This window comes from Colwellia sp. (genome assembly GCF_013214175.1).
Lineage (GTDB): Bacteria > Pseudomonadota > Gammaproteobacteria > Enterobacterales > Alteromonadaceae > Colwellia.
Genome location: NZ_JABSPA010000004.1, coordinates 189,037 through 201,006 on the forward strand (window position 1 = coordinate 189,037; position 11,970 = coordinate 201,006).

The 11,970-nt window shown below is 38.9% G+C and carries 12 protein-coding genes; 11 read left to right on the forward strand and 1 reads right to left on the reverse strand.

What is annotated here, in order from left to right:
• Positions 1 to 58 precede the first annotated feature (58 nt).
• Positions 59 to 565, reverse strand: coding sequence for a hypothetical protein (locus HRT55_RS12050; protein ID WP_291621561.1), 507 nt, complete (start codon positions 563 to 565; stop codon positions 59 to 61).
• A 124-nt stretch (positions 566 to 689) separates the two neighbouring features.
• On the opposite strand from HRT55_RS12050, the gene HRT55_RS12055 reads away from it, so the two are divergent.
• From HRT55_RS12055 to uspE, 11 genes are all read left to right on the forward strand, one after another.
• A complete protein-coding gene (locus HRT55_RS12055; protein ID WP_291621563.1) occupies positions 690 to 1,436 on the forward strand; it encodes a Crp/Fnr family transcriptional regulator in 747 nt (248 codons plus the stop codon).
• A 421-nt stretch (positions 1,437 to 1,857) separates the two neighbouring features.
• The gene (ccoN, locus tag HRT55_RS12060; RefSeq protein ID WP_291621565.1) at positions 1,858 to 3,282 is read left to right on the forward strand and encodes a cytochrome-c oxidase, cbb3-type subunit I; all 1,425 of its coding nucleotides are present in this window, start codon (positions 1,858 to 1,860) and stop codon (positions 3,280 to 3,282) included.
• A gap of 11 nt (positions 3,283 to 3,293) precedes the next feature.
• Positions 3,294 to 3,938 carry a cytochrome-c oxidase, cbb3-type subunit II gene (gene ccoO / locus HRT55_RS12065; RefSeq protein WP_291621566.1) on the forward strand — a complete coding sequence of 215 codons (645 nt, stop codon included), beginning with the start codon at positions 3,294 to 3,296 and terminating at the stop codon, positions 3,936 to 3,938.
• A gap of 17 nt (positions 3,939 to 3,955) precedes the next feature.
• Positions 3,956 to 4,162 carry a CcoQ/FixQ family Cbb3-type cytochrome c oxidase assembly chaperone gene (locus tag HRT55_RS12070; RefSeq protein WP_291621568.1) on the forward strand — a complete coding sequence of 69 codons (207 nt, stop codon included), beginning with the start codon at positions 3,956 to 3,958 and terminating at the stop codon, positions 4,160 to 4,162.
• Positions 4,155 to 5,126 (forward strand): cytochrome-c oxidase, cbb3-type subunit III, encoded by a 972-nt coding sequence (gene ccoP, locus HRT55_RS12075; RefSeq protein ID WP_291621569.1) that lies wholly within the window; start codon positions 4,155 to 4,157, stop codon positions 5,124 to 5,126. Before HRT55_RS12070 ends, ccoP begins: the two co-directional genes overlap by 8 nt.
• 231 nt (positions 5,127 to 5,357) lie before the next feature.
• Entirely contained in the window at positions 5,358 to 5,873 is a 516-nt protein-coding gene (locus tag HRT55_RS12080; RefSeq protein WP_291621570.1) for a FixH family protein, read from the forward strand.
• 94 nt (positions 5,874 to 5,967) lie between these two features.
• Positions 5,968 to 8,454 carry a heavy metal translocating P-type ATPase gene (locus tag HRT55_RS12085; protein ID WP_291621572.1) on the forward strand — a complete coding sequence of 829 codons (2,487 nt, stop codon included), beginning with the start codon at positions 5,968 to 5,970 and terminating at the stop codon, positions 8,452 to 8,454.
• A gap of 137 nt (positions 8,455 to 8,591) precedes the next feature.
• A complete protein-coding gene (ccoS, locus tag HRT55_RS12090; RefSeq protein WP_291621574.1) occupies positions 8,592 to 8,807 on the forward strand; it encodes a cbb3-type cytochrome oxidase assembly protein CcoS in 216 nt (71 codons plus the stop codon).
• A 3-nt stretch (positions 8,808 to 8,810) separates the two neighbouring features.
• Complete coding sequence (locus tag HRT55_RS12095) at positions 8,811 to 9,560, forward strand: sulfite exporter TauE/SafE family protein (protein WP_291621575.1); 750 nt, start codon at positions 8,811 to 8,813, stop codon at positions 9,558 to 9,560.
• A gap of 389 nt (positions 9,561 to 9,949) precedes the next feature.
• Positions 9,950 to 10,669, forward strand: coding sequence for an FNR family transcription factor (locus HRT55_RS12100; RefSeq protein ID WP_291621577.1), 720 nt, complete (start codon positions 9,950 to 9,952; stop codon positions 10,667 to 10,669).
• 165 nt (positions 10,670 to 10,834) lie between these two features.
• Positions 10,835 to 11,782: a universal stress protein UspE gene (gene uspE, locus HRT55_RS12105; protein WP_291621579.1), complete on the forward strand. Its 948-nt coding sequence runs from the start codon at positions 10,835 to 10,837 to the stop codon at positions 11,780 to 11,782.
• The last annotated feature ends 188 nt before the right edge of the window (positions 11,783 to 11,970 follow it).

Sequence of the window (11,970 nt, forward strand, 5' to 3'; positions counted from 1 at the left end):
TGAAATTTAAAAGAGTCATTATCAATACAAAAGATAAACCCTGCAGAGTAAACGCAAACTATAACCGCTGGCTGGTAAAATCGACAAAAAATGTTTGCGTTTTTCCTGATATATCAGCGGTAATCCACAAACGCCACACCATCTGTTCATCACTACAACTGGCTAGTAAGCTTTGCGCTAAGTAAACACCTTCTTTGCCTGATTGTTCAAAAAAAACCGGCACCTTGCCCATAAACATATCTTTACCTTCTAGATAAGCCGTTATGTTAGTGGTGTTTTTCTTAGTAATTTGTTCCGCTTGAGGTGACTCAGCTGATTCAGTTAATTCGATTAACTCTGTTAATTCAATGAAAAAAGGTAATTCAGTTTTAACCTTATCTGATAACTGTTGTTGCGAGAATTTAATACTAAAATTAGCAAGCTCGGTATTAACTTGGCATTGACTCTGACTAGTAATACACAATGGTACTAAAGGCTTAAGAGTATTAACTGAGCCCTGTTCACTTGCTGGTTTACAAGCACTAATAAGTAATAAAAAACCGATAAAGGAGAGTTGTTTTAACACGCTAAAGCCTACCATCTATGACAAAGTTGTTATTATCCACTAACGCCAGTAAACTAGCCACTATTAGTCTTAGCTACCTGATCTAGTACCTGCTCCTATCATGCCCATAACCAGTAAAGCTGCAATGCCAATTACAAAACAATATGTAAACTGCAATAGTTGTTCAATGCAAGCCATTTGCCAACCAATAGGCTCTAAAGAACAAGCCCTTGACTTAACCAGTAACTATTTAACAAGACACGTTGAGGTTAATACTGATCAAAGTTCGTCACCACAACTGACTCAAGCAATTGGCGTAAGATTGTTTGAACAGGAACAACCTCTAACAGCAATATATGCGGTCTGCTCTGGCACCTTTAAATTATGTCAGCGAACCGCAGCAGGTGTTGAAAAAGTGGTAGGTTTTCGCTTCCCTGGTGAATTGATGGCAGAAGACGCTTTATACTTAGCTAAGTATAACTACAGCGCAATTGCCTTAGGTGACAACTCAGTTTGTCAGGTTTTTATCGAACAATTTTCCGCATGTTCGAAATTAGCTCCTGAATTACAGCATAATTTAATTCAGCTATTAACTAAACAAAGCTTTGAGCAACAACATAATACTCAAGTCCTTATTGGTAAAAAATCAGCAGAATCTTTACTGGTCGCATTTTTACTCAATATTTGTCAGCGCAGTGCTAAACACTCAGGTAGTGCGACTGAATTAGAATTGAGTATTAGTCGTCATGATATTGCTAGTTTCTTAGGTATTCGCCGTGAAACTGTCAGTCGATTATTATCAAAACTCCAACAAGAACAACTCATTACCCTCCATAACAAACAGCTGTCGCTTTTGTGCCTAGAAAGTTTAAAAAAGCTTACTGAAAGCTAGCTCACAACTAAATAGCTCTACACTGTTAATTTGCAGAAAAACGTCTATAAATAAGGTTACTCCTGTGCGTGGTATTATTTATGAATTGATAGAAAGCAATCCGTCTTGAATATTTGCTAACTCATTGAGTTACTATTGTCTTTTTATTGTTCAGCTAATACCCACACATGATAAAGGCCAATTGTCTTTTATTGATCTACATCAAATTTAAACGCGCATAGTTGTTGATTTATATCCTCCCCAAAGGGTAAAATTGTCGAGGTTTTGACACATTTGCTTACAGCGATGTGACATATCTCACAGCTCAATGAGCAAACACATAGAGTTAGTATAAATTGTGTCCTATATCTAAGGCTTTTCACGTTTAGGTATTACAGCAAGAAATACTATCGATTAATAATAACACTGCGGAATTCTTAACATGACCACAAGTAATACGTCAGCAGTAGACTACAACTTCGATGTTGTACGTCAGTTTACTGTAATGACTGTAATCTGGGGAATCGTTGGTACACTTGTAGGTGTACTTATCGCGGGACAATTAATTTGGCCTGCGTTAAACTTTGATACACCTTGGTTAACCTACTCCCGTCTTCGTCCACTTCATACTAATGCTGTAATTTTTGCTTTTGGTACAAGTGCTTTATTTGCCACATCATATTACGTTGTGCAACGTACCTGTCAAACCCGACTCTTTGGCGGTAAATTAGCAGCCTTCACCTTTTGGGGTTGGCAAGCTGTTATCGTAGCCGCGGTAATTACTTTACCTTTAGGTTATACCTCATCAAAAGAGTATGCAGAGCTAGAATGGCCAATTGATATCCTCATTGCAGTGGTATGGATTTCCTACGCCATTGTTTTCTTTGGTACCTTAATTAAACGTAAAACTTCTCATATTTACGTGGCTAACTGGTTCTTTGGTGGTTTTATTATTACCGTAGCGGTATTGCACATTGGTAACTCAATGGTAATCCCTATTTCGGCGATGAAATCATACTCTATCTACTCTGGTGCTATCGATGCCATGATGCAGTGGTGGTATGGACATAACGCCGTTGGTTTCTTATTAACTGCTGGTTTCTTAGGTATGATGTATTACTTCGTCCCTAAACAAGCAGAGCGTCCAGTTTACTCTTACCGTTTATCTATTGTGCATTTCTGGGCATTAGTTTCATTATATATCTGGGCTGGTCCACATCACTTACATTACACGGCACTGCCTGATTGGGCACAGTCTGTTGGTATGGTTATGTCTATCGTATTATTCCTACCTTCATGGGGTGGTATGATCAACGGTATTATGACTTTATCTGGTGCTTGGCATAAACTTCGCACTGACCCTATTTTACGTTTCTTAATCGTTTCATTATCTTTCTATGGTATGTCTACCTTTGAAGGCCCAATGATGGCGATTAAATCAGTAAATGCTTTATCTCATTACACTGACTGGACTATTGGTCACGTACATTCAGGCGCGCTAGGTTGGGTTGCCATGATATCAATTGGTGCTATGTACCATTTAATCCCAGTATTATTCAATCAGGGCCGTATGTTCAGCATTCGTCTGATTAACGTACATTTCTGGTTACACACTTCAGGCGTAGTACTGTATATCGTAGCGATGTGGATTTCAGGTGTCATGCAAGGGTTAATGTGGAGAGCTGTAAACAGTGACGGTACGTTAACGTACAGTTTTGTTGAAAGTTTAACTGCATCTTACCCCTTCTATTTCATGCGTTTCATCGGTGGTATTCTAGTCGTTGCTGGTTTCTTATTAATGGCCTACAACATGTTTAAAACCATTTATGCGAAAGATGGAAGTCTTAAGCCTATTGAAGCTGAATAAGGAGAACACACATGAAAAATGCACATGAAAAAGTTGAAAAGAACGTTGGCTTGTTCTTCTTATTTACTGTCTTTGCAATCAGCATAGGTGGTTTAGTTGAAATTACGCCGTTGTTTTTCCAAAAAGAATTAGCAACGCCTGTTGATAACTTAAAACCATACACTGCCCTACAAATGGAAGGTCGTGATATTTATATCCGTGAAGGTTGTAGTAACTGTCATAGTCAAATGATCCGCCCTTTTAGAGCGGAAACAGAGCGTTACGGTCACTACAGTGTTGCTGGTGAGCACGTTTGGGAACATCCATTTTTATGGGGTTCAAAACGTACTGGACCTGATTTAGCCCGTGTTGGCGGACGTTACAGTGATGCTTGGCATATTGCCCATTTAACGGATCCTCGTTCAGTGGTGCCAGAGTCAAACATGCCCGCTTATAAATGGTTAAACACCAATACTCTTGATGGTGAGTTAACGGGTAAAAAGCTATCTACATTTAACTTTTTAACACGTAACCGTAGTCATAAAGACGAAAATGGCAAGGCAATTCCGCTTTATACTCAAGCAGAAATTGATGGTGCTAAAGAAGCGGTTAAAGGTAAAACTGAAATGAGTGCCTTGATTGCTTACTTACAATCACTTGGCCATGCATTGAAGTAGCCACAGTTGGAGTAATCATGGATTACGGAACACTTAGAGGGCTTGTTGCCCTCCTTATATTGGCGTTGTTTATTATCATCGTTGTATGGTCCTATTCAAAAAAGCGTAAAGACTCATTTGATGATGTCGCAAACTCTATTTTTGATGAAGACAAAGTAGATACAGCAAATAAAAAACGCGCTATTGATAAAGATAGCAAACAGGAGACGAATAATAATGTCTAACTTCTGGAATATATGGGTTTGGGTTCTTACCCTAGGCTCCTTAGTAGGTTGTTTCTTACTACTACGTTGGTGCTTAACGAACTTTGCAGGCGTTGAAGAAGGCGAATCAATGGGTCATTCGTTTGACGGCATTGAAGAGTTAAACAATCCTTTACCTAAATGGTGGAGTACGTTTTTCTTATTAACTATCGTTTGGGCATTTGGTTTTATCGCACTTTATGGTTTGGGTGGTTGGAGTGGCCTTTTAGGTTGGAAAAGCTCAAACCAAGGTATTTTAAACCTAGCGGAATCAAAAGCTAAAACCTTAGAGTATCTTAAGGCTGACTCTGGTGTATTAGTTCAATATGACCGTGAAGTTGCCGCTGCTGATGCTAAGTACGGTCCGATTTTTGACGCTTACGCTGCGCGTAGTATTGAAGATTTAGCAACCGATGGCGAAGCATTGAAAGTGGGCCAACGTTTGTTTATTCAAAACTGTTCACAATGTCATGGCTCTGATGCTCGTGGTACTACCGGCTTCCCTAACCTAACTGATAAAGACTGGTTATATGGCGGCACACCTGAAGTAATTAAAGAGACCATTATGAATGGTCGTATTGCTACTGGCATGATGGCTTGGGAAGGCGCATTAGGCGGCGACCAAGGTGTTAAAGAAGTTGCAGCTTACGTTATCAGCCTAAGTGGTCGCTCTGTTGACCCTGAATTAGCCAAAGCGGGTAAAGGTAAGTTTGCCTTATGTGCTGGTTGTCATGGTTCCGAAGGTCAAGGTAGCTTAGCCTTAGGTTTACCAATGGGCGCGCCAAACTTAACCGATAACACCTGGTTATATGGTGGTTCAAAACGTGTAATCGAAGAGTCTATTCGTTATGGCCGTGCTGGTGTTATGCCGCCATGGAAAGACATTCTTGGTGAAGAAAAAGTTCACTTAATCAGTGCTTATGTTTATAGTCTTTCACAAGATTAATAAGTAAGATCATTGATATTGAACGTGTTTGCTCACAACAGTTCATGTAAGACTGTTTGAGCTAACGTTACACTTTAAAAAAAGCCCTTGTTACACTTTGTAACTAAGGGTTTTTTTATGCTATTTACCGGACTGAAAACTAGCTGCCCGCTCAGAATAAAGTTATAATCTACGCACTTTCCATACCACACATTCAACCTACTATTATTTATTATGGCTTCATCTAATCTTATGAAAACATCTGAACCAGAGCAAATCTCTTATTGGTATCGTGAGCCTTGGGCTTGGGTAGTATTCCTTTTACCTTTAAAGGCTATTGTTGTTGGTATCCCTTACTATATTATTGCCAATACCAATCCTGATCCCATAGTAATCGGGGATTACTATAAAAAGGGTAAATATATTAATATGGAAGTATCTAAGGTCAAATTAGCACAAAAACTAGGCATGAAATTTGCCCTTAAAATGACTGGTAATGAATTAATTATCAAACCAACAGGCATAGAAAAAGTATTCCCTGTACTCAAGGCCAATTTTTTCCACCCCACTTTGGAAGGCAGAGACTTTAACTTAGTCTTAACCCCTGATGGTAATGGACATTTTAGACACCAATTCGACCATCCGGTTAACGGTAAATGGAAACTAACACTGAGCTCTTTCAAAGGTGACTGGAAGATTCAAAATACCATTTATTTACCGCAAAATGACTTTATCGATATTGTACCCGATCCAACCAGAGCGCAATAACTTACCCTGATAGTTTAGCGGTATAGGATATATATCCACTCCTCTCACATAAGCATACGCTAAGCTAGCGTTTGCTTTCATTAGAAAGTAAGCCATGACCAGTAACTGTTTCCATTGTAGTGAAGTTATCCCCTCAGGTATTAACCTATTTGTTACCATCAATAAAATCAGCCGAGCTATGTGCTGCATTGGCTGTCAAGCTGTCTCACAAACCATAGTTGATAATGGTTTAACGCAATATTACTCTGTTAGAACTGAGCCGGCTCAAAGGGCACAGTCACTTGTGCCTGAACAGTTGCAAAAGAACAAATTACTTGATGAAACAGTGTTCCAAAGTGAGTTTGTTTTTCAAAGTGATAGTCAGGACAAAGATAGCAAAGAAGCGATATTAAGCGTTGATGGCATGAGTTGTGCTGCCTGTGCCTGGCTTATCGAAATGCAACTAGATAAACTGCAAGGTTTAATCAGTATAACCGTTAATGCGACCACTCAAAGAGCAACGATTAAATGGCAAGATAGTGCGATAAAGTTAAGTGCTATTTTATTAGCTATCGAAAACATCGGCTATCAGGCACTGCCTTTTAAAGCTAACGATGTAGAATTAAATAACAAAAAACAAAGTAAAGCCTTTATCAAACGTTTAGGCATTAGCGGTATATTAATGATGCAAATCATGATGATTGCTGTTGGTCTTTATTTTGGCGCATTTACTGATATGAATGAGCACAATAAAGTCTATTTACGCTGGGTCAGCTTTATCTTGGCAACGCCTATTATTTGTTATGGTGCATTGCCCTTTTACACAGGGGCGATAACAGCCCTTAAAGCAAAACGCTTATCCATGGATGTGCCCGTCTCTATTGCTATTATTTTAGCCTTTACTGCCAGTGCTTGGGCAACCATTACTCAGCAAGGGGAAGTGTACTTCGAGTCTGTCTCCATGTTTACCTTCCTGCTTCTTATTGGTAAGTTTCTTGAATTCAGAGCCCGTTCGCGTGCCGCACAAGTCTCGGCTAATTTATTAAAACTAATGCCAATGACGGCGACTAAAGTGATTGCTGTCAACGATAACGCCGATGCACAAAGTAAAGCATTACTAAATAAAGAGACTCACACTAAGGAAGTCTTAGTTGCGGCAAAGCTGTTGATTAAAGGCGATACCGTTATTATAAAACCCGGTGAAGTTGTGCCCGCTGATGGTGTGATTACCTCAGGTACTAGCCAATTAAATGAGGCCATGCTTTCGGGCGAGCAATTACCTATAAGTAAAACAATAAATGACAGTGTCTTTGCTGGCACAATCAACGGCGATGGCAATATCACGGTGCAGGTAAAGCAGGCGACCGGCCAATCTTTTTTAAGCCAACTCATTCGTTTAAGTGAGCAGTCACAAGCCCACAAACCTAAGATAGCTAAGTTATCGGATAAAATAGCACAGTATTTTGTTGCGCTTATTCTATTAACGTCTATTGCTACGGCCATTTACTGGCAGCAACATCTGCCAGAAGAAGCCTTTTGGATTACTCTTTCCGTCTTAGTTGCTACCTGCCCTTGTGCCCTTTCATTAGCAACACCAACCGGTTTAACCTGTGCAACCATACGTTTAAATCGTGCTGGCATCATGATTAAAGGCGGTCATGTTATGGAGACCATGCCAAAAATAAGCTGTTTTGCCTTTGATAAAACTGGCACCTTAACCACAGGTGAATTTACCATTGATAAACTTGAGTTAATCGACAACAGCTCAAAGGATACTGACCAAAAATACAGCCAAGAACAAGTACTCGCCATTGCCGCAGCATTAGAGGCGCACTCTGAACACCCTATTGCCAAACCTTTTGCCGAACATAGAAATTACAACCTAAGGGCACAAGAAGTGAAAGTGCATTCTGGTCAAGGTGTTAGCGGCACTATTGATAATGTTAACTATGCCATTGGTAAATTCTCTTGGTTGCAAAAAAGTGTTCAGTTAGACAGTGACCAAGCAGAGTATTTAAAGGATAGCAGCTGTATTTTAGTGGCAAATAAGCAAATTATTGCTGCCTTTTACTTAGTTGATCAAATTCGTGAGCAGGCCTTTGAGCTAATTGCTAACCTCAATAAGCAACACAAGACCTTATTATTATCCGGTGATAGTCAACTAGCCTGTGACAATATCGCGCAAAAGCTGCCCATTAATACCGTGTTGGGCGGTTTAAGTGCCCAAGACAAAATGCAGCAGATTAAACATGCCCAGATACAAGGCTTTAAAGTAGCTATGACAGGGGATGGAGTTAACGACTCACCAGTATTTGGTGCCGCACATGTATCAATAGCCATGGGGTGTGGCGCAGATATCACCAAAAGTGGCGCCGATGTAATTTTACTTAATAACAAACTAAGTAGCATCAATATCTTGATAAAAGTCTCTCATCGCACCCGTCGAATAATTTTCCAAAACTACTTATGGGCCTTTGGTTATAATGCTATTGTATTACCCCTTGCTGTGTCAGGTTATATCACACCTTATATGGCCGTAATTGGCATGTCGGCGAGCTCGATTTTAGTGATTACCAATTCTTTACGTTTACTTAAAGACTAAACGAAATAGTAAACTAAAAAGAAAGCTAAAGAATAAGTTGAAGGTAACTAGTCAGCGACAGGTAAACAAGTAACCTTGTTGTGAATAGATTAGTTATCAATGCATAATTTATGAACTAATCAGTTGTGAGCAAAAAAATGAGCATTATTTATATTTTAATCCCTGTCGCCGTGTTATTAACCGCTTTGGGCATTTATCTGTTTTTCTGGGCAGTGAAAGCTGAACAATTTGATGACCTTGAAAAGCAAGGCATGAGTATTCTTTTTGATGATGAACCAGTAAATAATATCAGCAAAGAAAAGCAAGAGGATGAAGTAGAAAACAGTACAAAACAGCAGGAAAACCTCAAATAACCAATGGACTTAGATCTGTTCTCCGCTTTTATCATCGGCTTACTTGGCTCTGGTCACTGTTTAGCTATGTGTGGTGGCATTACCACTATGCTCACTTCGGCTATTGATAAGCCTGTAAATATGCGCACTGCTAAAGCCAGCGGCCAAGGCGATATCCCGGTCAATGTAACTTCACCTCAGCCAAGCTGCTCACCCTATACATTTCGCTTGAACTTAGTCTTTTTTTACCATATTGGACGTATTGCTAGTTATTGTTTAATTGGCGCAATCGTCGGTTTCACAGGCTCAATAGCCGCTAAAAATATTGGTATACCTATTGCCGGTTTACGTTTGCTTGCTGCCGTATTTCTCATTTTACTGGGTTTATATATTGGAAAATGGCTTTTATGGCTCAACCGCATTGAAGCACTAGGTAAAGGTTTATGGGGTTATTTATCGCCAATGGCTAAACATGTTATTCCTGTTGATAATCGCAAAAAAGCCCTGGGTTTAGGTGCTTTATGGGGATGGTTACCTTGTGGCTTGGTATATTCAACCCTCACCTGGTCACTTGCTAGTGGCAGTAGCTTAACCGGCGCCACTATCATGCTTTTTTTCGGTTTAGGGACTTTACCGGCCTTAATCGCATTATCACTTGGTATCGGTAGTATAAAAAAACTACTGGTTAAAAACGCTTTTAGAAAAGCCATGGCAATCTCTCTTATCGGCTATGGTGTATATAGTTTTACTGTTGCATTTCAACTAACGTTCTAATAATACCAATTGAAATAATGAATCGACCAACTTAGAGCTTCAGTAACGAGGTTAGAACAAACAAAATGAGTTAAACATAGTTGATCTATATTTTATTAATTTTGTGATGTTATCAGTTTGCTTCTGAGTTCCCAAAGGGCGAGTATCTAATAAAAGGTAAAGGCTTATATGCTAAGTTATTGATTTTTACCAGAACGGTACAGGTAGTACCTTATTAGATAATGCAGGAGCAATTATTCTGAGCATATTCTCCTGAATAACCATTCTCTTCAATCAATGCCTTGCCTCTAAGCCTTTTAATTCTCGCTAAGTGGTGTACTCATTAATTCAATTGGTATAACATACTCGTCTTAAAGTTAGCTAAAATAGCTACATCAAAGAGTAATATCATGCAAAATAAAAGTTGTCCTGCGACACAACATATCAACTGTCAAAACTGTAGTATTAGTGAGCTATGTTTACCGTTTACTTTAAATGATAAAGAACTTGATACCCTTGATAATATAATTGACCGTAAGCGCCCTATTCATAAAGGCGATAAAATTTTTCATGATGGTCAAGAATTACATGCTTTATATGCGATACGCTCAGGCACATTTAAAACGTTTACCGTTAATCAACAGGGAGAAGAACAAATTACTGGCTTTCATTTAGCTGGCGATTTACTTGGTTTTGATGCCATTGCTGAAAACTCTCACCCTAGTTTTGCCCAAGCACTAGAAACCTCGATGGTTTGTGAGATCCCTTATGCAAACTTAGATGAATTATCTAATACTATGCCTAAGCTTAAAAAGCAGGTATTACGTTTGATGAGTAACGAAATTAAAACCGATCAGGAAATGCTTACCCTACTAAATAGAAAGAATGCTGAACAACGTGTCGCTACTTTCATCGTCAGCTTAAGTGAGCGTTATCATGCCCGTGGTTTATCTGCGTCAGAGTTTCGCTTAACCATGACCCGCAGTGACATTGGTAATTATATTGGTTTAACCGTTGAAACTATTAGCCGTTTATTAAATCGCTTTCATAAAAGTGGCTTAATCAAAGTCGATGGTAAATTAATTGCAATACTAGATAATGACAAACTTTGCGAAACCGCTGCGCTATAACTCTTTAGCTATCTCCTTGCTATGGTTTATTTTGATTAAGAAATAATTAAGCCATAGCAAAACTAAGCTTAACTAATCTTAACTAATCTTGATTTAAAACAAGCATTAACTTGTCAACTTTGCTATAAATAACGTAACGTTATTTTTAGTTTGCCAGAGGTTGCTATGGAAATGTATCAAAATATCCTTGTTGTCATTGATCCAACAACAGAAGATCAAAAAGCCCTTAAAAGAGCCATCGAGCTTGCCTCAAGAATTACTACCGCGAATGCTGACCATCAAATAAATATTACTGCTTTTTTTAGCATTTTTGATTTCTCTTATGAGATGACCACTATTTTATCCAGTGGCGAGCGCGATACCATGCGCCAAATGGTTATTAAAGAAAAACAACTTTGGCTAGATGATGTTATCTCAGCCACGAATAGCCAAATAGACATCACCAGTAAAGTGGTATGGCATAATCGTCCTTTTGAAGCCATTATTGGCCAAGTCATTGATCACAATCATGACTTAGTAATGAAGGGCACCCACCAGCATGATAAATTTAAATCTGTAATATTTACGCCAACCGATTGGCATATTCTGCGAAAATGTCCTTGTCCGGTATTATTGGTTAAAGAGCATGAATGGCCAGAGCAAGGCAATATTCTCGCCGCTCTTCATGTCGGTAGTGATGAGACTGAACATTTATCTTTAAACAATACCATTACCAAACAAGCAAAAAATATTGCTCAGTTAATTACCGCTAATGTGCACTTAGTTAACTCCTACCCTGGTACCCCAGTAAATATTGCTATTGAAATCCCAGAGTTTGATGCCAGTGAATACAATAATGCCATGCAAGCACACCATAAAGAGGCAATGAACAAGCATGCTAATAGCTTTGATATACCTTTAACTAACACTCATGTTGAAGAAGGGTTACCAGAAACAGTTATTGAGCAAGTAGCCTTAGAAATTGATGCCGAATTAGTTATTTTAGGCACTGTTGGCCGCACGGGAATTTCCGCAGCGCTGATAGGCAATACTGCAGAGCATGTTATAGACCAATTAAACTGTGATGTACTGGCACTAAAACCCGACGGTTATGTGTCACCACTTGCTGATTAAGCTTACACTGACAATTAATATGAAAACGAAAGGGCAAACTTAATAAGTTAGCCCTTTTCTATATACTTCGCTTAATATTTTTTTCGCTAAAAACTAATAATACTAGTTTCATTAAGTTTGTGATCTTGTTTTGCGTAGGAAAAAATCAAAGCAAGGCGCTCGATTGAACAATAGCTGGCTATTGGGAT

Bases quoted from the DNA above. Each gene is read 5' to 3' on its own strand.
- HRT55_RS12055 (WP_291621563.1), top strand. From the start codon at position 690: ATGCCAATTACAAAACAATATGTAAACTGCAATAGTTGTTCAATGCAA.
- ccoN (WP_291621565.1), top strand. From the start codon at position 1,858: ATGACCACAAGTAATACGTCAGCAGTAGACTACAACTTCGATGTTGTA.
- ccoO (WP_291621566.1), top strand. From the start codon at position 3,294: ATGAAAAATGCACATGAAAAAGTTGAAAAGAACGTTGGCTTGTTCTTC.
- HRT55_RS12070 (WP_291621568.1), top strand. From the start codon at position 3,956: ATGGATTACGGAACACTTAGAGGGCTTGTTGCCCTCCTTATATTGGCG.
- ccoP (WP_291621569.1), top strand. From the start codon at position 4,155: ATGTCTAACTTCTGGAATATATGGGTTTGGGTTCTTACCCTAGGCTCC.
- HRT55_RS12080 (WP_291621570.1), top strand. From the start codon at position 5,358: ATGAAAACATCTGAACCAGAGCAAATCTCTTATTGGTATCGTGAGCCT.
- HRT55_RS12085 (WP_291621572.1), top strand. From the start codon at position 5,968: ATGACCAGTAACTGTTTCCATTGTAGTGAAGTTATCCCCTCAGGTATT.
- ccoS (WP_291621574.1), top strand. From the start codon at position 8,592: ATGAGCATTATTTATATTTTAATCCCTGTCGCCGTGTTATTAACCGCT.
- HRT55_RS12095 (WP_291621575.1), top strand. From the start codon at position 8,811: ATGGACTTAGATCTGTTCTCCGCTTTTATCATCGGCTTACTTGGCTCT.
- HRT55_RS12100 (WP_291621577.1), top strand. From the start codon at position 9,950: ATGCAAAATAAAAGTTGTCCTGCGACACAACATATCAACTGTCAAAAC.
- uspE (WP_291621579.1), top strand. From the start codon at position 10,835: ATGGAAATGTATCAAAATATCCTTGTTGTCATTGATCCAACAACAGAA.